The organism is uncultured Paraglaciecola sp. (assembly GCF_937123705.1).
Lineage (GTDB): Bacteria > Pseudomonadota > Gammaproteobacteria > Enterobacterales > Alteromonadaceae > Paraglaciecola.
The window spans coordinates 1-23,683 of record NZ_CAKZKO010000022.1; the positions used below are offsets into that span (position 1 = coordinate 1).

Here is a 23,683-nt window from a genome sequence, read left to right on the forward strand (position 1 = left end):
CGTGGCTTTGTGCTTGAAAAAGGCATGCAAGGATTATCAGCACCCAAAATTGAAGGTAAGTTTTCACTACGTGCTTCGATAACGGGCGAAATCGTGATGGATAATGTGTTTGTACCTGAAGAAAACATGTTTCCTGAAATCAAAGGGTTGGCTGGGCCTTTTGGCTGTTTAAATAAAGCCCGTTATGGCATTGCTTGGGGCTCCATGGGCGCGGCGGAGTTTTGTTTTAATTCTGCTCGTACCTACACCCTAGATCGCGAGCAATTTGGCCGCCCTTTAGCAGCCAATCAGCTGATTCAAAAGAAACTGGCAGATATGCAAACCGAGATCACCTTGGGACTTCAAGGTTGCTTACAAATGGGGCGCTTGATGGATGCGGGCCAATGTCCTGTTGAACTTATTTCGATGATGAAACGTAACAACTGTGGTAAGGCCCTCGACATGGCACGGGTTTCCCGCGATATGCACGGTGGTAACGGTATCAGCGATGAATTTGGGGTGATTCGCCATGTGATGAACCTTGAAGCGGTAAATACCTACGAAGGCACACATGATGTGCATGCCTTGATTTTAGGGCGTGCGATTACCGATATTCAGGCTTTCTACTAACCGGTCATGCTATTTAGACATTGAGCGCCTTACACTGGGCACAGCATGTTGTGTTTGACGCTCGATTTTAATGAAGTATTCTTTTAGATGATCCAATAGTAACCGTAGCTTTTTTGAAGCTGCACTTCCCGGTGGGAAAACACCAAATATGTCTATGTCTTTTAGTTGGTAATCATCTAAAACAGACTCAAGGCTGCCCGCTTGGATCTTGGGCAGTGCGTCATATACCGGCACTCGCCCTATTCCATGACCACCTTCCAGAAAAGCGGTACGTGCGGCGGCATTGTTGGTACTGATACCGCCTTTCACTGCAACGCTGTACGAAAGTTTACCTTTACTAAGTTCAATGGCGCCCGAGGTCATTTTATAAACAATCCAGTCGTGTTGTTGTAAATCAGAGGGTTCTGTAGGCCGCCCTCGTTTTTTGAAATAGTCAGGAGAACCACATAAACAAGTGGGCAATGTAGCAAGTTTACTGGCTTGTAAACCTGAGTCCGGTAAAGGAGCACCACGGATCGCAAGATCAATGCCTTCTTGCACGATATTTACTACCTCATCAGTTAGCATCACATCGAGGTCTATTTTGGGGTATAGATCGCGAAAATTATTCAACGCTGGCACGACCATTTGTAAACCCGCGTTAACGGGGCAGGTAATTTTCAGCAGCCCTTCGGGTTCGTTTTTGAGGTTTTCTATTTGCTGGTTAGCTGTGGTGGCTCGCTCGGCAATGATCCTGCAAGATTGGTAATACTCGGCCCCTGCTTCGGTTAAGGACAATGATCGCGTAGTACGATTGAGCAGTTTTACTCCAAGCTGAGATTCGAGCTTTTTAATGTGATAACTGACCACCGCTCGGGATAATCCAATATGTTTTGCGGCAGCGGTGAGATTGCCTTGCTCAATAACTTGAGCAAAAACCACCATGCTTTTAAGTTGTTCGAAATATAAGTTCATGTGTCATCATATCAAACATTGTATCAATTATTAGAATAATGTAGTCCAATTTATTAATATTGTTAGAAATTGCATTAAGACTTACACTCGCTGCAACTTAATATAAATGTGAGAAAAACAGTGAATACACAACACACATCTAAACACATCTTAATGGTGCTTACTTCACATGCTGAGTTAGGCAATACGGGTGAAGATACTGGCTTTTGGGTGGAAGAATTTGCAGCACCCTTTTATGTCTTTGCAGATGCAGGCTTAAAAGTGACCTTAGCGTCTGTAGCAGGTGGTCAGCCACCTGTTGATCCTAAGAGTGAGTTAGCAGATTTTCAAACACCAGCAACTAAGCGTTATGACGCGGATAAAGAAGTACAAAAACTAATGGCTAATACTGCTATATTGGCTGATATTGACGCTTCTGACTACGATGCGGTTTTCTATCCTGGTGGTCATGGTCCATTATGGGATCTTACCGATAACCTAGCCTCAATTTCACTGATTGAAAGCTTCTTAGCCGCTAATAAACCTATAGCCGCAGTATGTCACGCAAGCGCGGCCTTTTTGAATATTAAGGATGCTAGCGGTGAGTACGTTGTTAAAGGCAAAGGGGTAACAGGTTTTAGCAATAGTGAAGAAGATGCTGTTCAGTTAACCGAGATCGTACCTTTTTTACTGGAAGATGAATTGATTAAACGTGGTGGAAAATATCAAAGAGTTGCAGACTGGAATGCCTTTGCGATCCAAGATGGTTTACTAATTACCGGCCAAAATCCCGCGAGTTCAGAATTAGCCGCAAAAAAATTATTAACATCATTAGCTTAAATTATTAATAATAATAGGAACAATATTCATGCTAAATTTTAGTTTTCAAAATACTACTCAAATTCGCTTTGGTGAAGGTCAAATCGCCTCACTAAGCAAACAAATCCCCCTTGATGCCAAAATATTGGTGACTTACGGTGGCGGTTCAATCAAAAGTAACGGCGTTTATGACCAAGTGACAGCAGCTTTAACCAAGCATACTTGGTTTGAATTTTCAGGCATCGAGCCTAACCCAAGTTACGATACGTTAATGAAGGCACAAAGTATTATTAAAGAAAATAATATCGACTTTATTCTAGCGGTTGGTGGTGGTTCGGTGGTGGATGGCTCTAAATTTATTGCGGCTGCAGCGTTTTTTGAAGGTGATGATCCTTGGGATATATTAGCCAAACAAACACGGGTTAAAAAAGCATTACCCCTTGCTTGTGTACTGACTTTGCCAGCAACGGGATCTGAGTCGAATACAGGCGCGGTAGTAACCCGAAACGGTACTAAATTGCCTTTTAACAGCCCATTAGTTCGTCCTATATTTGCGGTGCTTGATCCTGCTGTCACCCTGTCATTGTCTGAACGCCAAGTAGGTAATGGTGTCGTGGATGCGTTTGTGCACACCATGGAGCAGTACTTGACTTATAGTGTCAATGCTAAGGTACAAGACCGTTTTGCTGAAGGACTATTGCTGACCTTGATTGAAGAAGGACCAAAAGCACTGGCACCTGAAACATCTAAAGACTTAGCAATCCGTGGCAACATTATGTGGGCGGCAACTATGGCACTTAATGGCTTAATTGGAGCGGGTGTACCACAAGATTGGGCAACCCACATGATTGGTCACGAATTAACAGGTACACACGGTATCGACCATGCGCGGACTTTATCCATTGTATTACCGGCTGTGATGAAAGTATGTAAGGAAGCCAAGCGTGAAAAACTATTGCAGTATGCTGAGCGTATCTGGAATGTGAAAGAAGGCGATGACGATGCGCGTATCGATCGTGCTATTGAATTAACTGAGCAGTTTTTCACCACTATGCAAGTGCCAACCCGTTTATCTCATGTGGATCTAGGCGCAGCGGATATTGATGTGTTAATCGAAAAATTAACCCAGCACGGCATGGTCAAGTTAGGTGAGCACAGTACAGTGACACCAGATGTAAGCCGCGAAATATTAAACGCTGCTCTGTAATAAGGTATCGGAGTAGGCTAGCTCGTATTACATAAGCGGATACGAGTTGGCTTGTTATTAAAGTCAATATTTCTCGCGTTACGCTTTGTTGTATTGGTATAACGCGTAATAAAAACTGGGATGCTAAAAACGCCCTTAGTCCATTATAATCAAAGCACTTACTTTCCAAAGGCGACACGTTTTGAAGCACTACATTATTAGGATAACGCAATCCGTTAAGCGCCAAAACGAAGCAGTAAAAGATAGAGCGCTGATACCAATCAAGCAGGGTTTGTTAACCGTTAAACAAGGACTGGCCCAAGAAAGCCGCGAAACCAAACTTATGCTGAGTACCTACAAACGATTCAGCAAAGGGCAGGCAAGTAAGCAAGAAATGGAAGCCGCCAATAAACAGTTTGTTGATGTCATCCGTGGATTAGGATTGGGCGTCCTTGTAGTCTTACCATTTGCACCTATTACTTTACCCTTTGTGGTTAAATTGGGTGAGAAATTGGGTGTGAATGTCTTGCCCAGTGCCTTTATGCTAGATAAACCAGAAGATGAAATGGTAGAGGTTGAACAAAAAATTGAAGTGTTAGTTAAGTCTGATAACGTAGCCCAGCCTAAAGATAATGATCCTTAACATGGATTTCTTGTTAATTTTTTAGCTAAATATTTGATAAAATATCTAGATTAGATTAAACAGGTAAATCTTCCATGACGCAAACCTGCGCCGACTCCCTTATTGTACTCGATTTCGAAACCACTGGATTGTCACCTAACATGGGAGACAGGGCCATAGAAATAGGCGCTGTACGTCTTGAAAAAGGGCGGGTGGTTGAACGCTTTCAAGCGCTAATGAACCCAGGGAAACGTATCAGTGGGTTTATTGAAAACTACACTGGCATCACGAATCAAATGTTAAGCCAAGCCGCGCCTTGTGATGAAGTCATGGACGAGTTTGCTAACTTCATGGGTGACAGTAACCTTGTTGCCCACAATGCCTCATTTGATAAACGCTTTTTGGATGCTGAATTAAGCAGAATTGCTAGATACTACACCGGCAGTTTTGCGTGCTCTTTACTGGTGGCTAGGCGTTTATATCATGATGCACCTAATCATAAATTAGGCTCGTTAATAGCCTATAAAAATATCCCCTCGGAGGGTGATTTTCACCGAGCTTTATACGACTCAGAAATGACCGCTAAATTGTGGGTATCGATGTTGGAAGATATTTCTCAGTTAACAACGGCACAATCCGTGCCTTTCACATTCATTCAAAAGCTTGCTAAAACACCCAAAAACGCAGTAACTAGATTGCTGCAAGCAGGGTAACCATTGTGACGCAGCTTAAAGCACATTGCTGCGCTTAATGTTAAAATCGTCATTGCCACCACAAAGTAGCTAGTGCTACTAACGCCGACAAAAAGACATAGAATCCTCTATCCAAATACTAAGAGTTCATCTTCGTGAGCCATCACTAATTTTAAAGGGTTTTCCATTGTGAAACTCTAATGTTTTTAGTAATTTTCCGTGACTAAAATCATAGACGAATCGCTTGACGCTTGCATACTCACCATCAAACATAACATAGCCAATATCCTCTTCATCTTGTGGTTGACCGCACTTGTCTTTGACTTCAAAAGAGCTGTAGCCAACCATCACTACCTTGCTATTGCATCTAAAGCTTTCTGCATAAACAGGCATTGAGAGTAAAGTTATTAATATACTTATGTTAATTATTACTACTTTGGGAAAAGCTTTCATCTAGTCAAATTCCTATTCTAATGGATATTAGAAAAATATTTAGCCATAAGTAATCAAGTGATTAGTTGCTCAAATATTCAACGCAAATGTGGAGCAAGGTTTTTGCAAATTAATAGCCTTACTTTCTTCGTAAACAACCCTAAAAGCCAGTTCAATTACCCAAATCCTAACCAAATCGATGCCTACTGCATAGGTCATTTATTTATTTTACTTTTGATACAAGGCGATAGATTTAGTAATTTTATAAGTAATTTATCTGAAATAGTTTCCGCAACGTCTTCTTTAACAATGGAAGACAGGCAGTTTGACACTAAGGTCATTAAGTTATGTGGAATATGATCTTGCCCCCCCTAGGTTTTGATTACTTTTTATAAAAGTCTAGGGTTGCTGTGATGACGTTTCACCAGAGTGCCGAATCTCTTATGTCGGCAATGTCGGAGTTTTTGTCGTTAGCAGATTAGCAAAAAGCGACCTAAAACCGTCATAATACAATTTAAATTATCAAACTATTTCGGGCCAGAAATAATCATCTAATTTATCAAACCTGACAGACTGCTTTGAGCGGACCTAAACATCCATCTTGCTAACGACAAACATTCCGACAAAGAAGACATTAGCAATTATTTTTTATAGCTGAAAAGCAACTCATATTAAGGCTTTCTCCAACTGGTTTAGAGTTAAGTTTAATTAAAGTGTCTCTGACTCTTTTATTTGAGCGCCACCTCAGATAAGTCTGTTTGAATAAAAGCAGTTCATCATCATAAACAAAAGCAATATTTAAAACTGGTTTGCACAACAGTGGGAGGCGCTTGTTTTGAATTCTGAAATACGTGAAAACGGTTGAGTAATAGACTAAAAACAACCGATTTTCACTCACTCAAGGATATAAAAGAGAGGTAAATATGAGGCAAGATGTATTTTCATTTTATGAAAAATGACGTTTTATTTTACCTATACTCAAAACCACCATAAGCCATGCCGAACTAGTTTATTTAACTGCTTTATTCATAACGTAGAGCATCAATGGGTTCTAAACGAGATGCTTTCAGGGCTGGATAATATCCAAAAAACACTCCGATGAAAGCGGAGAAACCCAAGCTAATTAATACCACATCAGTATTAATAACACCGCCAGCACCTATGCCATAGTTGTTACCTAAGTAAACAAATAAATAGGCAATGATAACGCCAGTCCCGCCTCCTAACCCACACAGAACAATGGACTCAATTAAGAACTGTTTGAGAATATCAGCAGGTTTTGCCCCTACGGCCATACGTAGACCAATCTCACGAGTACGCTCTGTCACTGATACCAACATGATATTCATTATGCCAATGCCGCCTACCACTAAACTTACCGAGGCAACCCAAGCTAATAATGTATTGAATACCTGCATAGTTTCGGCTCGCGTAGAAATCATTTCAGATACATTACGGATCCTAAACATATCGTCACCATCAACAGGAATTCGCATCCGTTGCCGTAATAGTATTGTCATTTCGGCTTCAATGTAATCCATATCCTCACCGTCATAGGCGCTGACCTGGATAAAACTTACCGATTTAGTGTTGGTAGAATCGATACCCGTTATTCTATTGCGCACAGTTTTGATTGGTAAAAAAATCACATCATCTTGATCTTCACCACGAGCATCTTGACCTTTCTCTTCCAGAATACCCACTACCGTCACATTAAAGTTTTTCACTCTCATGGTTTGGCCGATGGCTTCACTCATACCAAATAGTTCAGAGCGCAAACGTTCACCAATAATAGCGACTTTTGCGCCGCTGTTAATTTCTTGAGTTGTAAACTGACGCCCTGTCGCTATAGGCCAGTCTCGCACTAAAAAATAGCGATTATCGATACCACTAATTTCAGTTGACCAATTAAGATTGCCATATATAACTTGACCATTTGCAGATAGATAAGGAGCGGCTGATTCAACTCCAGGCACCTGATTCTCAATCAAATTTGCATCGTTTTCATTAATTTTTACCACAGATGTTGCACGCGCTCCACCACTGGATAGACGAGCTCCCGTAACAAAAAACACATTACCGCCTAATGACTTGATTTGCTCATCGACTTGTTGCTGCGCTCCTGCCCCCATGGCGACCATAATAATCACTGCCGATACACCTATAATAATGCCTAACATAGTTAAAAAGCTGCGTAACAAATTGATCCGTAAAGCCGTAATAGCAGTTTTCAATAGTATGAATATCTTCATTCTTGCTCACCATCATTAGCGACTCGAGGGCTTGGATTACGCTCATCAGCCACCAACTCACCATCGCGAAAAATGAGTTTACGCTTAGCAAATTCAGCAATATCAGGCTCATGGGTGACTAATATAATGGTTTTTCCTTGCTGATTGAGTCGCTGAAATAATGCCATAACGTCTAATCCTGTTTGGGTATCCAACGCGCCTGTAGGCTCATCAGCCAAAATCATCACAGGCTCATTAACCAATGCTCTGGCGATAGCAACACGTTGCTGTTGTCCGCCCGATAGCTGCGAAGGATGGTGGCCCATACGACTGCCAAGCCCTACTTGCTCTAAACAAAGTTTAGCCCGCTTGGGCCACTCTGACTCTGGCACTTGACTGTACAACAAAGGCAAGGTGACATTGTCGAGTGCGCTAGTGCGTGGCAATAAATTAAACTGCTGAAAAACAAATCCAATACGTTGGTTGCGAATAGTCGCTAACTCATTTTTAGTTAAATGAGAAAGCTCAATACCATCTAGGGCTATACTGCCTTCAGTGGCAATATCTAAACAACCTAATAAATTCATCATGGTTGACTTACCTGAACCAGAAGAGCCCATAATTGCAACAAAATCACCTTGTTCAATTTGTAAGTCTACGCCCTTTAGTGCAAAGACTTTTTCTTCACCCATCTGGTAGATCTTTTTAGCTTGTTTAACTGATATCAATGGGTCTGACATTAGTTAGTCACTCTTTGTGCACGAGTGATAACGGCATCACCTTCCTGCAAATCATCTGATTTAATCTCGCTATATTCTAAATCAGCGATACCCACTCTGACATTTATACGCTGTGGTTCTCCATCACGCAGCACCCACACAACTCCTCGCTGAAAATCATTATTTGCCTCCTGACTACTACGAGGTTTACGACGTTGCTGATTCAACCCTTGGTATTGTTGCATTTGTTCTGGGCTTAAAAATCCACGTAACGCAATATCCGTTTGGCTACGAATGTTTTTCATTGCATCATTAGGGCCTGATGGTGGTCTTCCACCTCTGCTTCCACGTGCAGACTCTCTGGCTGCGGCTATGTTAGTTTGCATAGTAGTCAGCACCTCAGCCATTTGTTTTTGTTGTTCAGCAGTTAAATTGAGTTGTTCGCCAAGTTCTATTGCTCGACCTGACATATCTCGACCATTACCCTTTTGGCTATCGGTTGCTTGGCCTTCTGGGGTAAACCGTAAAGCAGAGTTACTTACCCGTAATACGTTGTCTCGTTGACCCAATATAATGTCAACGTTGGCGGTCATTCCTGGTAGCAATAACAAGTCTTTATTCTCAAGACTAATAATTACTTTATAAGTGACGACATTGCTGGTCACTGTGGCTGATTTACGTACTTGGCTAACCGTTCCAGAAAAATTGTGTTCTGGGTAAGCATCCACAGTAAATCTTACCTTTTGATTCTGTTTGATACGCCCGATATCCGCTTCATCAACATCGGTTTCTATTTGCATCGAAACTAAGTCTTGGGCAATCGAAAAAAGGGTTGGAGCGGATAAACTTGCCGATACTGCTTGCCCTTTATCCACTTGTCGGTCAATAACCACACCATCAACAGGCGAACGAATGTATGTTCTATCGATGTCCAACTTAGCCTGCTCTAAACTCGATAATGACTGCTGAACTCTGGCTTCACCTACCAAAATAGCCGCTTTAGCTGTTTCGATACTCACCTTTGATAGTTGGTAAGTTGTTTCGCTAATATCTAATTCTGATTCACTGACTAGCTTTTTTTGACGTAATTCGCGGGTACGTTGAACTTCACGTTCAGCCAATTTCTCTTCTGTGAGCGCTTTAGTCAACCCGGCTTGTAACTGTACCAATGAGGCTCGGGCCGAAGCTAAATCGGCTTCACTTTGACGTAATTTAGATTGCACCGTCCGATCATCAATTCGAGCAATGACTTGGCCACTAGTAACAACATCATTAAAGTCCACATTAAGTTGCGAAATCAATCCTGACAACTCGGATCCCACATCAACAGTAACTACTGGTGAAATTGTACCAGAGGAATTTACCGTACTTTCAATTTTACCCAGGGTGATTTCCTGAGTGTAATATTTAATTTGTTCATTGCTTTGTTCGGGGATCAACCACCACCACAATACTATAACCATCAAAACAGTAATGGTCGCTTTCACAACTGTTTGTAACTTAATCATGCCTTTACCCCATCACAATAAGAGCGGCTGCTCTGACAGGTGAATTAAAACATAAATAAGACCTTAGTAACGTCAAGGTAATGTAAAGTTGCAACGCCAAGGTGTTTCAATAGGTAACACCTTTAGCTCCTGTTGTAATTCAGGAGCTAATTGCCTGTTTTAAATAGGTAAGTCTGATTTAAATCAGTACATTAATTTCAGTTTCAAATTTTGTACGATTTCAATTTTGCCTGAATGGTTAATGGTATTATTCTCTGGTTTCTGACCTTTTTCTCCCCAAAGAACGGCAATCAATTTAACCGGGTTATTTTTAAAGGTGTTACCTTTTAATACTAGGTTCACTATTCCACGATTTTTGATTAGGGTACCTTCGGTTTCACCTGATTGTGTCACAGTATTATTCTCAAAAACCAGGTTTCCACCTATAGCTAAAGCAGACACCCACTTTAAAATATAGCAATAAAGCGCTCATGAACTAAGCTTAAAGGCTCTCACATAACCAAGGATGGTCTGTCATGCCTCAACCACGTAAAAACCAAATCAGTTTAATCGATACCCCGTTTTATCATTGTGTTTCCCGCTGTGTCCGCCGTTCTTTTTTGTGTGGTGCGGCAGCCGCGCTGAAGACAAATTTACAGGGCAAAGTTATGAGCATCTTAGAGCTTGGGTAGAGAAGCGTTTGTTGTTTTTATCTTCGGTATTTTCTATCGATAGCGCGGCTACCGTATTTGCGCCTATGCCGTCATGAGTAATCATACCCATGTGGTGCTGTGTGTTGACAAAGACATGGCTGAGAGTTGGTCGGTGGAGGAAGTCATAAGGCGTTGGCATCAACTGTATCAAGGCACGTTATTGACTCAAAAATTTCAAATAGAGGACAAACTCAGCAAAGGTGAATGGTTCAGTTTAGAAGAGACCGTGACGGTTTTTCGCCAGCGTTTATATGATATTAGTTGGCTGATGCGTAATCTCAATGAGCATATTGCCCGTGAAGCGAACAAAGAAGATGACTGCACAGGCCGGTTTTATTCGCCGCCATCCTTGGCGCTCACCCCGCGGGCCAGCTGAAGCTGTTCAACTTTTTTCCAGAAAAATTTGTGAGAAGGGCGGTTTAAATCCCAAGCGTTGTTAGATGAAACGGCGGTATTAGCCTGTATGGCTTATGTAGACTTAAATCCGATACGAGCCAAAATGGAAACCACACCAGAAACGTCGAAACACACTAGTATTCAACAACGCATTCATGCATTAATCAATGGAGAGCAACCCAAAAAGCTTATGCGTTTAGTAGGCAATCACAGACAAGATATGCCTAAAGGCATTGCTTTTAGCTTGATTGATTACAGTGAGTTGGTTGATTCAACAGGTCGATGTATTCGAGATGATAAAGCAGGTTATATTGAGCAACACTTCAGCACAGCAGTAGGCGCTGAGCATATGTTACAACAATTCAAACAACAAACTGACCATCAACGCATACGAGGGATGGCAAAGGCCAGAGCCTTGCTTCAGTCAGCCTAAGCTTCAAACAGATTTACACTACAGCCCCTCAAAAAACGTGACTCAATCATGCTGCCTGCAATTTGAGCTAAGTCACGTTTTTAAGAACATTCTTCTAACCCATCCCTAAATAAGTTCACCACTCCACTGAAAAACTTAAAATTGAGCAAGCAGTTACCACTTTTTACTCTTTGATTTTGCTTGTGATTGGTTACTTTATTATTTTGGGTGTCTACTTAAGCTTCTTAACTTTTTGTTGTGTGTTGTATCTGATTAAGATCCGCCTCACGGCCGGCTCCATATATTTTGCTTAAGCAAACAGAAATCGCAACGGTAAAAATGGCCTTAAAAAACGCTATGGTCATGGCTGACAATCAACACTATTGCCTAAAGATTGAGACACAAAGTGCTATGCCAATTCACTAATCCCACTGTTGCTTATCTTGGTCTGTGGCGCTTTCAACACACTCACCTGTTATTTCGGTTATTTCAGGCATTTGCGAAAAATCTAATTCAATGTACCCAAGTCTACAATAGCCAGTTTCAGCTATTTTTTCCTCTAGCAATGTAATAATAGACTCACGTCTTTCATCGTCTGAAATGTACTCAGCATATTCAGGCAAGCTCACTTGCTTTTCATCGCGTTTTTGACCTGATTGTCCGCGACCACCTCTACCTTTGCCTGAACGTTCACCCTCTCCTCTTTTACCAGAGCGTTTGTTTTCACCTCGTTCACCCTTAGGTTTTTCGGTTGCATAGGTCATAGACAATGTAAAACGTTTTGAGCCATCGGAATGAATATCAGTGCTGAATTGATTAGGCTCCCCTTTGTTGTACTCTGGTTTACTTGAACAAGCGATTAAGCATAGTGATAAAAGTAGGAGTAATAAATTGAAACGCAGAAGCATGATGGTATTCCTAAGTGAAAGAGATATTTTAAAATTAAGATCTAAAACCCTAAGTGTAAAATGGATTGCAGCGGTCCCTATTAAGCCTTGTGCAACCCACCACTAAAATCCATCATAACGTGCTTTTGATTCTAATTTTTGACCTATACATAAACTTTACAAAGCCATGCCTTAACCACTTAGTAAACAGGCTGGTATGTCTGATCTGCGGCCATACGAATGTAATTGGTGTAAGGTCCACTTTAGGTCAAATTCAAGCCCTTTACAGAGTTGAAGCTTATGTCCACTTCAGGCCGATTTAAGCCAATATGGAAGTGGGCGGTACTCAATGGCTTAGTAGTGGAGCAAGAAGAATACCCAAATAACCTCCGCTGCAAGCAGTTAACAGGCCAAAAAAGGGTTTGGATGCGTATTTACGCAATCTTTAATAATACTAATGGCATTTTCACTCGATATGGAAATAGCTTGCAAGGCCAACATGTATTAGCCCAAATTTAGGGGCTTATAAATATCAACAATACTGACTACATTGCAGACACGCTAATAGTTTGTTTAACTAATCTTAGACTAGGCAAAAAGGAACCCAATACATTGTCCGTTTATATAATAGCTAGATTCAAAATACACGATCGTAGTCAGTATGGTAAGTACTCGGCTGGATTCATGGAGGTGTTCAAAAAATTTGACGGCAAAATGTTAAGTGTCGACGAAAATCCGACGGTATTGATGGGAGACTGGAACGATACGCGGTCGGTGATTATTGAGTTTCCATCAAAAAAATCGGCTTTATCTTGGATGACGTCTGATGACTATCAAGCGATAGCTAAGCACCGTGATGCCGGAAGCACTGCATGCTCGATATTAGTTGAGGGATTAGAATAAAGGCGCTAGCTTCCGAAAAAAAATAAGCTCGTTCTTATATCTGCTTTAATCGACAAGCTGTGCATATCAAGATAGTAGATAGCCGTGTCAAGGCAGCTTTTCTGGGGTCGTTTTCTGTTAAACTTATTACATTATACAAAATGAACATTATTTATGACTGACAAAATAATCAAGATTTCTGATGACTTTTGGAATATTCGCGGCGAATTTAAAGTTTTCGGATTGTTGAATATTGGTACCCAAGCATCGTTGGTAAAGCTCGCTAATGGTAAGTTTGTGCTATTAGACGCTTATACTTTGCAAGATGATATTAAACAGCAAGTCGACTCGCTAACTAACAATGGCGCCGACATTGAAGCGATAATCAACTTGCACCCCTTCCATACTATACATGTTGCAAAAGCACATGCTGACTATCCAAACGCAAAATTGTACGGCACACAGCGACATCTTGATAAGTTACCAGACTTACCCTGGCAAACAGAGCTAACTAATTCAAATGAGTTTGAGAGCTTGTTTTCGGCAGATTTTGAATTTTCAGTGCCTCGAGGTGTTGATTTTATTTCCAATAACGAGCACCTGCATTTTTCATCGGTATTGGCTTACCACATCGCATCAAAAACCATACATGTTGACGACACCTTAATGTTTCTAAAATTACCCGGTTTACTCGGTGTTTTAAAAAGTCCTGAATTGTCTTTCCATATGACCTTGTCTAATACGTTAGAGCGGCGTGAAAGTGCTGCTGATGATTTTCGTCTTTGGGTTGCTCAAATAGCAGAGCAATGGAGTGAAGCTGAGGTGCTATGCGCCGCGCATTCTCAAATATTAGTTGTTAAAAACACATCACCATCTATTGCGGCTATGATCATGACAGCATTACAACGGGAAGAAAAAATCTTAAAGCGTCACCAAAAGAAGTACGGTTAAATGTATTGCTTAATGTTTGATTGAGAATTTTTGCGAAAGCCTTGCCTCACAAAACTTTAACAAGCATGTTCCGGATCCATGCAATATTAACATTGCTACGCTGATATTTTCGGTTGTTATTTTAATGGCATCAGATTGCCTATTGCCGAAAGTTATGTTTGATTAATCGTATGATGATTTTTGGATCAATAATAGTTTGGTAGTTTGAATTTTCTTAAAACAGCTTTAGGTAGTTTGCTCCTCTTTTTAGACCAGAGCCTTATGACGGCTTTTCCAGACGAGAATCATAGGTAGGTTTTGTTCGCGTTGTTATCGTAAGGTACGACAAACTCGTTGTGACGATAATGTCGGATCATCTGCCATAAGGATTGCGACAATAAATTCGATTGAATGTCTCTGCATTATTTAATCCCACGTTTAAAGATACTTTGTTGCCTTACAACACAGCTTCAGCATAGGTTTTGGGATCTTGACGTTTAGAGGTAAACACAAGTTAATGGCTGTAATTCAGTTTCGACTTCACAGCTGAATAGGCTGTTGAGTCTGAAAATTTTAAACCATATTTACAGGAATAATTTTGAAAATTACCCTACCAAGCTATTTACCTTTTTTCTTCACTGCTTTTTTGGTGTCATCTTGTGCAGCTGTTAGCTCAGATGATGAGTCTGCTGTTATTTCACCAAGTCATGTAGCAAAAAGGATAGTCAAAATAGAAACCAATGCTTATGCAGAAATTGTGTCTGATACCGCATCCTTAAGTGCGCAATATGGCACGGAGAACGTCTTGGTTGTGCTGGATATTGATAACACTATTCTCACCAGTACTACAGATTTGGGCAGTGATCTTTGGTATCAATGGCAAAGGGGCAAGCTGGATATTAAACCTACAGCAGCGCAACAAGTGGCGTGTCTGTTTGAAGATTCAATCGGCTTGCTTTACGAATTAGCACCGATGCGGTTAACCGAGAAAAACATAAATCAGACTATATCTAATTGGCAAACTGCTGGGCATACCGTAGTCGCGTTAACGTCTCGTGCACCTAAGTATCGTGCTGCTACTGAGCGCGAGTTAACCCGTAATCAGGTTGATTTGACTGCTAGTGCACTTGTACCTGTAGGGCAATATTCAATGCTATTTAGAGAGATAAAAGGCAGGGAAATTAGCTACATGCAAGGTGTGATGATGACTTCTGGCTTGAATAAAGGCGAAATGTTGCAACACCTACTAGATAAAACCCAAAGAACATTTTCGGCTATCGTTTTTGTCGATGATTCTAAAAAGAATATCGATAATATCTATAACGCTTATCAAAATACTCAAAATCTTGATATGCATATTTACCATTACACCCGTGTAGAAGATGAGCGTGAAAAACAATTTGGCCATGTATTAACCCAAGATCAGGCGGATAATATGGCTGAGCAATGGCAACAATTGAACAGAACATTGCAGCACATCTTTCCTGCGAGAAATCTAGAACAAGGCTGTTTAGATCGATAGAAACTCTGGAGTAAGCGTGATTCTTACTGTACTGCAATCAAAAACAATCGCAAAAAACGCCTGATTACCGATAAGTCTTTGCGAACGCCAGGGGTAACAGTAACCTTGTTGCCATAAGGCGTTCATAAGTTTAGGTCTGTAAACAACGCATCAAAGCCCATTCCATTGTCTTAACGCTGCATAAAAATCAGCGTCAACATCTGATCCATGCGGTACTTATTCAGCATATCCAAACGCGCTAATAATTACACGGATGTTACCCATACGTTTGTTAACTATATGTTTGTAATATGTTTTTATTTTTGGCATTGTTGTTTAGTTAGCTTACGGGTTGAAAGTTTATTTAAATTAAATACTCCGCGCATTGTTACTGACAATGCTCTGCAGCTGACAGTGAACGTACATCCAAATAAGCATATTAACTTCAACCTTTAACAATTCGGACAACAGCGAATGCGATGGAAAAACCACCAATATGGCAGTGAAACTAGTTTTTATCCCCTAGGGCCATTTAAAGTACGCCTGCCTTTTTTCCACTATAGATTTGAATTACCTGATTACCTTCAAGGGCTGTTGATGTGTGCCGTCGACTTGGCTGCTATACCCTTGATGGTAGAACTGCTTGGGATGCCATTTGAAGCTGCCATTGCCATTGTCATGATCAATGGATTTTTATATTTATTACATCACATATTGGGCGACCCAGTAGTGCCAGGATGGATAACACCCGCGGTACCTTTGTTAATTACCTATGTGCAAACATTTGATCCAGGTACCGATAGGGTGCATGCCCTCATTGCGTTTCAGCTCACACTTGGATTGCTGGTTATGGTGTTAGGGCAAACTAAACTTGCCGCCAAAGTTGTTATGCTTATCCCGTCAGCCATCAAATCGGGCGTCATATTAGGTGCGGGTCTAGCCGCTGTTGCAGTGGTCTTTAAAGAAGGCGGCAGGTTTGAGCAATTTCCCATTACTATCTCAGTTGCTGTGGGGTTGGCATTTTATCTCATTTTTTCGCCACACTTTGCTGGTCTTAAAAAGCGTAACCAATTTTGGGCTGCTTTTGGCAATTTGGGTATTTTTCCCATTATCATTTTAGCGGTGATTGTCGCACCACTGGTCTCTGAAGCCAGTTGGCCTGATATTGAGTGGGGCATAACGAGCCCAAGTTTTGCGTTAATGTTTAATGAATACACGGTGTTTGGTGTAGGTCTCCCAGAATTTTCTATGTTTTTTACCGCTATCCCTACGGCACTTGCTGCATACATTGTGTTATTCGGTGACGTGCTGCAAACCAAGGCCATTTTAGATGAGGCTGACCACGTGAGGCCAGATGAAAAAATTGACTATGATCCCAATCGCTCTCATCTGATATTTGGCGGTAGAAACGTTTTAATGAGCATATTTGGCCCTGATGTTGTGATGTGCGGGCCTTTATGGGCCGCAATGCACGTTGTTATTGTAGAAAGATACAAGCAGGGAAGGGCCGCCATGCAATCTATCTTTGGCGGTTCTGGCTCATTTAGATGGGGCACCAATACTGGGTTATTGCTGCTGCCTGTTGTTAGTTTGGTTCAGCCGATCTTAGGAGTCGCATTAGCGCTAACACTTTTAATCCAAGGTTTTGTGAGCTTTCGTATTGGTGTTATGGAAGCCAAGAGTCAAACAGACTTAGGTATCGCTGGGGTTATTGCCGCGATCCTTGTCATCAAAGGGGCCGCGTGGGCATTTGCTGTAGGAATATTGTTGGTATTGTTGATTTACGGCAAACATTTTTTTAAGGGTGATACCGAAAATACATTGTTTAAACCATTGCCACGTAAAGGTGATAAATAAGGTGGTTAACCGCAATGCTACTTTTGCCAATTTTAGATGTGGCATAGGAACGATACAGCAGCATGTAAAGTTGAAAGATCTTTGTGCGTTCGTACAGGGAAAATAACTCGCCATTAGTGGCATAACAAGAAAGGTGGAACATGTCAGATATTACGATTAAGACAAAATTTAAGACGACTCTCTCTACGTTATTTTTTGGGGTGGCGATGGCTACTATCTCTTTTGCCTCGCTTGCAGAGGATTCAACAAAAATTGCAGATTTATTAGCCGATTCGCCAAAAAATTGGGGTAAATGGGGAAAGGACGACCAAATTGGGGCGCTCAATTATCTAGATGAGAATCAAGTCAAACGTGGTGTTAAAGCCGTTCGTTCTGGGGATCGCTTCACCCTGCAATTACCAATGGTTCACGGCATTGGTCCAGTATTTCCTGGTCGGATCCCCGTGATGCATTTTATGTCACAAGACGAAGGCATTTATTCTGCCAATAAGTCAGAGCCAGCTAGTGGTGGAATGAAATACTCTGATGATGCCGTATTTATGTACTTGCAAGGCACCACCCACATGGATGCGCTGGGTCATGCGTGGTATTCGGACCAAGTATATAATGGCAAATCATCAGACACGACCGTACACGGCCATGATTTCGTAGATATCGCGCAGTTAGGCAACGTAGGTGTGGCTGGCCGAGGTGTGTTAGTTGATGTAGGAAGACTGCGTGGTGATGCTAATCATCGCTTGGCGCCTAATGATTGTGTCACATTAAAAGACATTGAAGCCGCGGCTAAAAAGCAAAAACTAGAAATCAAAAAGAGAGATATTTTACTTATTCGCACTGGCTCAATGGGCCGTTTTTACGATGAGTCCGATAACAAAAATTGGAATGCCCTAAGCGAACCAGGATTGTGTCACAGTGACGCATTAGTTAATTGGATCGATGATATGGAAATTCCTGTTATCGCAGCGGATAATTTGGCCGTTGAAAAAGCCGCTCAAGATATTGATGGCAGCAGCGTGGTGATCCCTTTACACGGCGCGCTAATTAGAAACCTCGGTGTGGTTTTAACCGAGTTATATTGGCTCGATGATTTGGCAGATGATTCTGCAGAAGATGGCCAGTATAGTTTCTTTTTCACTGTTGCTCCTCTCAAGATGAAAGGCGGAACAGGTTCTCCAATCAATCCTATGGTCATTAAGTAACGCTTGAAAAAAAGGGGCTATTCAGCCCCTTCACTCATTTTATCTCAGATAAAAAATGCGAGATTGTTCGACTTCACCTCTGAATATGCTGATAATAGGCTGTCAAGTCTGAAAATTTTAAACAATATTTACTGGAATAATTTTGAAAATTAACCTATCACGCTATTTACCCTTTTTCTTCACTTCTTTGTTGATGTCATCATGCGCGGCAGTCGGCCTGCAAGATGAATCGGCTGTTGCTAGCACAAACCCTGTGGCAAAAAGCGTAGTCAAAATTGAATCCAATGCTTATGCAGAGATTGTATCTGATACCGCGTCATTAACTGCGCAATATGGCGCGGAGAACGTTTTGGTTGTGCTGGATATTGATAACACCATTCTGACTAGCACGACAGATTTGGGCAGTGATGTTTGGTATCAGTGGCAAAGGGGAAAACTTGCCGTAAAGCCCACTGCAGCGCAGCAAGTCGCTTGTTTGTTTGAAGACTCAATCGGCTTGCTATACGAATTAGCGCCTATGAAGCTGACCGAGCAGAATGTGGATCACAACATAACTAACTGGCAAAAAGCAGGGCATACCGTTATTGCATTAACCTCACGTGCACCTAAGTATCGTGCGGCGACCGAGCGTGAATTAGCCCGTAATCAGGTTAATTTAGCGGCAAGCGCTCTTGTACCAAAAGGGCAGGATTCAATGACATTTCGCGAGATAAAAGGCCGAGAAATTAGCTACATGCAAGGGGTGATGATGACCTCTGGCTTGAATAAAGGCGAAATGTTGCAACACCTTCTAGATAAAACTCAGAGAGAATTTTCGGCTATTGTTTTTGTAGATGATTCACAAAAGAATATTGATAATATCTATAAGGCTTATCAGGATGTTAAAAATCTGGATATGCGCATTTATCACTACACCCATATAGAAGATCAGCGCGAAAAACAATTTGGCCATGTATTAACCCAAGATCAAGCCGATAACATGGCCGAGCAATGGCTGCAATTGAATAGAACATTGCAGCAGATCTTTCCAGCTAGAGATCTAGAGCAAGGTTGTTTGGGTCGTTAAAGAATGTTGGGCGTAAAGTCTCTCTTTTATTAAGCCTAAAGATGGGATCTTCAGGCTTAATAGAATGTTAAGATCATTATCTGATTTTATGACCTTTTAAGGCGTAAAACAGGATAAATCCGTAACAAGGTAGCATCATTCAATAAGTAGATTGTTTATCCTTAACTTCTGGGTTTAAAAGAAATGTCCAAAAGTCTCCACTGAGTTTAAGTTTAAGATTTGGGTATATACCAAGAAACGGGTTAGTCGCGAGCAATAGTAAATCTCTTATTGATATGGCAATTAGCAGTACACCCGCTAAGAAAAAATATAGGATGCTGCCTTCCATAGCCTTAACCCCCAGTTTCAATTAGCTTGAGGCACCATATACAAATGCCAACACCTGCAATTAGCATTCACGCAATCCACTCATAGAATAGTGTCCGATTCGGACGGTATTTGTGTCCGCGGACACTTTTTTCAAAAATAAAATTCAATAGTTATTTTAAAAAAAACAATGACTTAATAACTGGCACGGCTTTAGCATTAATTCCTAAATAAAGCAGACGAAATGTAATGATGATTATAATTACGGTTCGCAATTGGCTCATTAATACAGAACTTTAAAGGTATTCAAATGATTATTTATTTTCTTATCTCACCAATAACCGTTTTGATGCTTGCTTGGGTTATTTCTTTGTTCGAACAACCTGTAAGCGCATAAGTAATGCTTATTTTTTAATTTTTTATCAAAGGCTCATCAATATGATTAAAGACACTAGCGCCACCGACATCGAAGTCTCAGAAACATCATTCAATAAACGCAAACTGATGATTGTTTCAATATTAATATTCATCGTTGCTACAAGTGCATACGCTTACATTGGGTCTCCCTCAGCTAATCGCTCCATCGATAGTGCATCGGTTCAAATAGCGACCTTAGAAGTAGGGGATTTGATAAGAGACGTATTATCTACTGGTAAAATTGTTGCTGCCAATGCACCGCAACTATATTCACCCGAGCAAGGATTCGTAAATTTAAAGGTTAATGCTGGCGACACAGTAACCATTGGACAAATTGTTGCTTCTGTTGATAGCCCTGAATTGCAAAATCAATTGCAACAAGAACGTTCTGAATTGGGGCGTTTATCTGGCGAACTGGCTAGACAAAAACTCGACGCCCGTCGTCAAACCTTACAGTTAACTAAACTTTTTGATTTAGCCGAAGTTGACTTACAAGCTGCCCATCGTGAAGAAAGGCGTGCCCAAACTTCTATTGTGAGCAACGTAATTAGTCAAATTGATTTGGAAAAAGCAATCGATGATTTAGCCCGCGCCAAATTGACTTTTAAGCACGCTAAAGAAGAAGTCACATTGGCTAAAGATACCCTTGAATTTGAACTGGATAGTGCACGCAGTACCGTTTCCCGCCAAGAATTAGTGGTGGCTGAACTCGAACGTAAAACCAGTGAGTTGAATATTTTGGCGAGTGTAGATGGCGTGGTGGGTAACTTACTTACTCAACAACGTTCGTTAGTCAGTAAAAACCAACCACTTATGACACTAGTCGATCTAAGCGCTTATGAGGCCGAGCTAAATGTAGCAGAAAGTTATGCAAATGAACTAAGCCTAGGCATGGAAGTAGAAATCTCCATTGGAGGACAAGAGTTAGTAGGGACCTTGTCTGGTATCTCCCCTGAGGTCACTAATCGTGAAGTAACCACAAGAGTGCGCTTCGATCAAAAAGACATCAGAGGTATCCGCCAAAATCAACAAGTCACAGCGCGTATTTTGTTAGAAAACAAATCCCAAGTTTTAAAAGTACGTCGCGGAAGTTTTGTACAAGCAGGTGGTTTTGTTGCCTACAAGTTAGAAGGTGATGTAGCAAAACGAGTGCCTATCCAAATTGGCGCGACCAGCATGCGAGAAGTGGAAATACTCACCGGCCTAAATGCCAACGACCAAATTATCATCTCAACTTACGAAGCGTTTGACGATTCCGAGTCAATCTTACTTAACTAAGTTAAACCAAGAATTTATAGAAACTAAACAGAATTATTTAAAAGGATCATGAACATGCTATCAATGAAAAATATCACCAAAGTCTATCAAACAGAAAAAGTGCAGACACACGCACTGCGAGACTTTAATTTAAATGTAGAAGAAGGCGAGTTTATCGCCGTAACCGGGCCATCAGGTTCGGGTAAAACTACGTTCTTGAACATTGCGGGTATGTTGGAAGATTTCAGCTCTGGCGAATTTCTATTGGATGGCGTTGACATTGGTAAACTAAACGACAACCAACGCGCCGATTTGAGAAACCAAAAAATAGGTTTTATATTCCAGGGGTTTAACCTAATTCCTGATTTGAACTTGTACGAAAACGTTGAAGTACCGTTGCGCTATCGTGGCATTAAATCAGCTGAACGCAAGCGCAGAATTGAAGACTGTCTTGAAAAAGTAGGCTTAGCCAGCCGGGCAAAACATTTGCCACAGCAGCTTTCAGGTGGGCAACAACAACGAGTCGCAATTGCAAGAGCATTAGCGGGCGAACCTAGATTTTTACTAGCGGATGAACCAACCGGTAATTTAGACAGCTTGATGGCGCGTCAAGTAATGGAATTGCTAGAAAACATCAATAAAGAAGGGGCAACCATTGTTATGGTGACTCACGATCCTGAATTAGCTCGTCGTGCACCTAGAAATATTCAAGTTGTAGATGGTCAATTAGCGGACTTTACTTTATATCAAAGTCGAGAAAGCGGAGTTGTTGTACCTCAGTCAGAATTGCCAAAAGTTGCGGAGGTGTAAAATGTTTAGCCACTATATAGATTTAGCTTGGCGTAGCTTTAAACGCACGCCTCTAGTATCAATATTAATGGTGCTGGCTATTGCCGTAGGGATTGGTATTACCATGACCAGTTTGTCGGTTTATCACATGATGTCTATGGATCCCATTCCATCAAAAAGTGACCAGCTTTTTAACCTTCAATTAGGCACTATGGATGATGGCAATACATGGTGGACTGAAGATGATTTGCCCCATCAAATCACATACAAAGACGCCATATCACTCTATCAAGCAGACACTCCAATGCGCAAAGTGCCGTCTATCAAAAGTGGGTTTACAGTGCACATGAATAGCGATCACGTAAAACCATTTTTAGAAAGTACTCGCGTAACGGGTCGCGACTTTTTTGCCATGTTTAATCTTGAATTCTTATACGGCGACACTTGGTCAATGGCGCAAGAAAAAGGGGCCGCACCGGTAGTTGTTATAAGTGAAGAACTCAACGACAAATTATTTGGAGGTGAAAACTCGATTGGCAAACAAATTTACTTAGATGACGCTAGCTTCCAAATAGTAGGCGTGACTAAAAAATGGAATATTCATATTAAGTACTACGATATTAATAATGGCGCGTTTGTTAACAGCGAAAAAGTGTTTATACCATTTTCACTGATACCCGCTATGGAAATTCCAACTTGGGGTAATACCAATAGCTGGAAATATGAAGAAGTTAACACCTATCAAGATCGCTTAAACTCAGAAATGTACTGGATACAGTTTTGGGTTGAACTTACATCACCTAAACAAGAAACAAAATATCGTGAGTTTTTAAGTGCCTATTTAGACGGGCAAGGTCAGCTTGGGCGATACACCCGAGAAAAAGAGTATTTCGGCCTGCGCAACGTCAACCAGTGGCTAACCTACAATAATGTTGTGTCTGAAGAGAATAGAATTTTAGTTGGACTAAGTTTTATGTTCCTTGTTGTGTGCTTGGCAAATATTTTAGGATTACTGTTGGGTAAGTTTTTGCGCCGCGCACCAGAAGTGGGAGTACGTCGAGCACTAGGTGCAAGTAAACGCAATATCTTTATGCAGCATTTAGTAGAAGTGTCATTGCTTGGGTTTATGGGAGGGATCTTAGGCATAGGTCTGGCCCAACTTGGATTGTGGGGTGTGCGCTCAACTTACAGTTATTACTCGGACTTGGCCACAATGGACTTAAGTATGCTCCTTGCAGCGCCGGTAATTGCGATAAGCGCGTGCGTTGTGGCCGGATTATACCCAGCTTGGTTAGTGTGTAGAACCACACCTGCCCTTTATTTAAAAACCCAATAGGAGCG

22 protein-coding genes and 1 pseudogene are annotated in these 23,683 nt (G+C 41.3%); 16 read left to right on the forward strand and 7 right to left on the reverse strand.

The genetic code is table 11. The annotated features are described in order from the left end of the window. Positions 1-609, forward strand: a 609-nt coding sequence (locus Q0688_RS03200) for an acyl-CoA dehydrogenase family protein (RefSeq protein WP_299073115.1), incomplete at its 5' end; no start/stop codon positions are given. Positions 610-618: 9 nt separating this feature from the next. Here Q0688_RS03200 and Q0688_RS03205 read toward each other — a convergent pair. Continuing rightward, complete coding sequence (locus tag Q0688_RS03205) at positions 619-1,563, reverse strand: LysR family transcriptional regulator (protein ID WP_299073117.1); 945 nt, start codon at positions 1,561-1,563, stop codon at positions 619-621. 153 nt (positions 1,564-1,716) lie between these two features. On the opposite strand from Q0688_RS03205, the gene Q0688_RS03210 reads away from it, so the two are divergent. From Q0688_RS03210 to Q0688_RS03225, 4 genes are all read left to right on the forward strand, one after another. Then, positions 1,717-2,382: a type 1 glutamine amidotransferase domain-containing protein gene (locus Q0688_RS03210; protein WP_299073193.1), complete on the forward strand. Its 666-nt coding sequence runs from the start codon at positions 1,717-1,719 to the stop codon at positions 2,380-2,382. A gap of 28 nt (positions 2,383-2,410) precedes the next feature. Further along, a complete protein-coding gene (locus Q0688_RS03215; RefSeq protein ID WP_299073119.1) occupies positions 2,411-3,568 on the forward strand; it encodes an iron-containing alcohol dehydrogenase in 1,158 nt (385 codons plus the stop codon). 181 nt (positions 3,569-3,749) lie between these two features. Further along, positions 3,750-4,190, forward strand: a complete 441-nt coding sequence (locus tag Q0688_RS03220) for a hypothetical protein (protein ID WP_299073121.1) — start codon at positions 3,750-3,752, stop codon at positions 4,188-4,190. Positions 4,191-4,264: 74 nt separating this feature from the next. After that, positions 4,265-4,882, forward strand: coding sequence for a PolC-type DNA polymerase III (locus Q0688_RS03225; protein WP_299073123.1), 618 nt, complete (start codon positions 4,265-4,267; stop codon positions 4,880-4,882). 126 nt (positions 4,883-5,008) lie between these two features. On the opposite strand, the gene Q0688_RS03230 is transcribed toward Q0688_RS03225, so the two are convergent. The 5 genes from Q0688_RS03230 to Q0688_RS03250 all read right to left on the reverse strand — a co-directional run bounded on the left by Q0688_RS03230 (position 5,009) and on the right by Q0688_RS03250 (position 10,144). Further along, positions 5,009-5,314, reverse strand: a complete 306-nt coding sequence (locus Q0688_RS03230; protein ID WP_299073125.1) for a DUF2845 domain-containing protein — start codon at positions 5,312-5,314, stop codon at positions 5,009-5,011. Positions 5,315-6,315: 1,001 nt separating this feature from the next. Continuing rightward, positions 6,316-7,545, reverse strand: a complete 1,230-nt coding sequence (locus Q0688_RS03235; protein ID WP_299073127.1) for an ABC transporter permease — start codon at positions 7,543-7,545, stop codon at positions 6,316-6,318. Further along, positions 7,542-8,264 (reverse strand): ABC transporter ATP-binding protein, encoded by a 723-nt coding sequence (locus Q0688_RS03240; protein WP_299073129.1) that lies wholly within the window; start codon positions 8,262-8,264, stop codon positions 7,542-7,544. Before Q0688_RS03240 ends, Q0688_RS03235 begins: the two co-directional genes overlap by 4 nt. Further along, on the reverse strand, positions 8,264-9,751 hold the full coding sequence (locus tag Q0688_RS03245; RefSeq protein ID WP_299073131.1) for an HlyD family efflux transporter periplasmic adaptor subunit: 1,488 nt from the start codon (positions 9,749-9,751) through the stop codon (positions 8,264-8,266). Before Q0688_RS03245 ends, Q0688_RS03240 begins: the two co-directional genes overlap by 1 nt. Before the next feature lie 183 nt (positions 9,752-9,934). Next, complete coding sequence (locus Q0688_RS03250) at positions 9,935-10,144, reverse strand: hypothetical protein (protein ID WP_299073133.1); 210 nt, start codon at positions 10,142-10,144, stop codon at positions 9,935-9,937. Between the two features lie 122 nt (positions 10,145-10,266). Here Q0688_RS03250 and Q0688_RS03255 point away from each other — a divergent pair. Then, a pseudogene (locus Q0688_RS03255) lies at positions 10,267-11,272 on the forward strand (transposase). A gap of 401 nt (positions 11,273-11,673) precedes the next feature. Here the strand turns inward: Q0688_RS03255 and Q0688_RS03260 are convergent. After that, positions 11,674-12,159, reverse strand: a complete 486-nt coding sequence (locus tag Q0688_RS03260; protein ID WP_299073135.1) for a hypothetical protein — start codon at positions 12,157-12,159, stop codon at positions 11,674-11,676. A gap of 279 nt (positions 12,160-12,438) precedes the next feature. Between Q0688_RS03260 and Q0688_RS03265 the strand changes: the two genes are divergently transcribed. From Q0688_RS03265 to Q0688_RS03310, 10 genes are all read left to right on the forward strand, one after another. Then, positions 12,439-12,657: a hypothetical protein gene (locus tag Q0688_RS03265; RefSeq protein WP_299073137.1), complete on the forward strand. Its 219-nt coding sequence runs from the start codon at positions 12,439-12,441 to the stop codon at positions 12,655-12,657. Between the two features lie 93 nt (positions 12,658-12,750). Beyond that, positions 12,751-13,041 (forward strand): DUF1330 domain-containing protein, encoded by a 291-nt coding sequence (locus tag Q0688_RS03270; RefSeq protein ID WP_299073139.1) that lies wholly within the window; start codon positions 12,751-12,753, stop codon positions 13,039-13,041. A 153-nt stretch (positions 13,042-13,194) separates the two neighbouring features. After that, entirely contained in the window at positions 13,195-13,971 is a 777-nt protein-coding gene (locus tag Q0688_RS03275; protein WP_299073142.1) for a hypothetical protein, read from the forward strand. A gap of 577 nt (positions 13,972-14,548) precedes the next feature. Beyond that, positions 14,549-15,472: a DUF2608 domain-containing protein gene (locus Q0688_RS03280; RefSeq protein WP_299073144.1), complete on the forward strand. Its 924-nt coding sequence runs from the start codon at positions 14,549-14,551 to the stop codon at positions 15,470-15,472. 453 nt (positions 15,473-15,925) lie between these two features. Continuing rightward, the gene (locus Q0688_RS03285) at positions 15,926-17,308 is read left to right on the forward strand and encodes a hypothetical protein (RefSeq protein WP_299073146.1); all 1,383 of its coding nucleotides are present in this window, start codon (positions 15,926-15,928) and stop codon (positions 17,306-17,308) included. Between the two features lie 140 nt (positions 17,309-17,448). After that, positions 17,449-18,507, forward strand: coding sequence for a cyclase family protein (locus Q0688_RS03290; protein WP_299073148.1), 1,059 nt, complete (start codon positions 17,449-17,451; stop codon positions 18,505-18,507). A 142-nt stretch (positions 18,508-18,649) separates the two neighbouring features. Continuing rightward, the gene (locus Q0688_RS03295; protein WP_299073150.1) at positions 18,650-19,573 is read left to right on the forward strand and encodes a DUF2608 domain-containing protein; all 924 of its coding nucleotides are present in this window, start codon (positions 18,650-18,652) and stop codon (positions 19,571-19,573) included. A 744-nt stretch (positions 19,574-20,317) separates the two neighbouring features. Then, a complete protein-coding gene (locus Q0688_RS03300) occupies positions 20,318-21,574 on the forward strand; it encodes an efflux RND transporter periplasmic adaptor subunit (RefSeq protein ID WP_299073152.1) in 1,257 nt (418 codons plus the stop codon). 54 nt (positions 21,575-21,628) lie between these two features. Further along, on the forward strand, positions 21,629-22,363 hold the full coding sequence (locus Q0688_RS03305) for an ABC transporter ATP-binding protein (RefSeq protein WP_299073154.1): 735 nt from the start codon (positions 21,629-21,631) through the stop codon (positions 22,361-22,363). Position 22,364: 1 nt separating this feature from the next. Beyond that, a complete protein-coding gene (locus tag Q0688_RS03310; protein ID WP_299073156.1) occupies positions 22,365-23,678 on the forward strand; it encodes an ABC transporter permease in 1,314 nt (437 codons plus the stop codon). Positions 23,679-23,683 lie beyond the last annotated feature (5 nt).

Coding starts and splice junctions, on each gene's coding strand:
- Q0688_RS03265 (WP_299073137.1), top strand. CDS start 12,439: ATGTCCACTTCAGGCCGATTTAAGCCAATATGGAAGTGGGCGGTACTC.
- Q0688_RS03235 (WP_299073127.1), bottom strand. CDS start 7,545: ATGAAGATATTCATACTATTGAAAACTGCTATTACGGCTTTACGGATC.
- Q0688_RS03300 (WP_299073152.1), top strand. CDS start 20,318: ATGATTAAAGACACTAGCGCCACCGACATCGAAGTCTCAGAAACATCA.
- Q0688_RS03205 (WP_299073117.1), bottom strand. CDS start 1,563: ATGAACTTATATTTCGAACAACTTAAAAGCATGGTGGTTTTTGCTCAA.
- Q0688_RS03260 (WP_299073135.1), bottom strand. CDS start 12,159: ATGCTTCTGCGTTTCAATTTATTACTCCTACTTTTATCACTATGCTTA.
- Q0688_RS03240 (WP_299073129.1), bottom strand. CDS start 8,264: ATGTCAGACCCATTGATATCAGTTAAACAAGCTAAAAAGATCTACCAG.
- Q0688_RS03310 (WP_299073156.1), top strand. CDS start 22,365: ATGTTTAGCCACTATATAGATTTAGCTTGGCGTAGCTTTAAACGCACG.
- Q0688_RS03285 (WP_299073146.1), top strand. CDS start 15,926: ATGCGATGGAAAAACCACCAATATGGCAGTGAAACTAGTTTTTATCCC.
- Q0688_RS03230 (WP_299073125.1), bottom strand. CDS start 5,314: ATGAAAGCTTTTCCCAAAGTAGTAATAATTAACATAAGTATATTAATA.
- Q0688_RS03275 (WP_299073142.1), top strand. CDS start 13,195: ATGACTGACAAAATAATCAAGATTTCTGATGACTTTTGGAATATTCGC.
- Q0688_RS03305 (WP_299073154.1), top strand. CDS start 21,629: ATGCTATCAATGAAAAATATCACCAAAGTCTATCAAACAGAAAAAGTG.
- Q0688_RS03290 (WP_299073148.1), top strand. CDS start 17,449: ATGTCAGATATTACGATTAAGACAAAATTTAAGACGACTCTCTCTACG.
- Q0688_RS03215 (WP_299073119.1), top strand. CDS start 2,411: ATGCTAAATTTTAGTTTTCAAAATACTACTCAAATTCGCTTTGGTGAA.
- Q0688_RS03210 (WP_299073193.1), top strand. CDS start 1,717: ATGGTGCTTACTTCACATGCTGAGTTAGGCAATACGGGTGAAGATACT.
- Q0688_RS03245 (WP_299073131.1), bottom strand. CDS start 9,751: ATGATTAAGTTACAAACAGTTGTGAAAGCGACCATTACTGTTTTGATG.
- Q0688_RS03225 (WP_299073123.1), top strand. CDS start 4,265: ATGACGCAAACCTGCGCCGACTCCCTTATTGTACTCGATTTCGAAACC.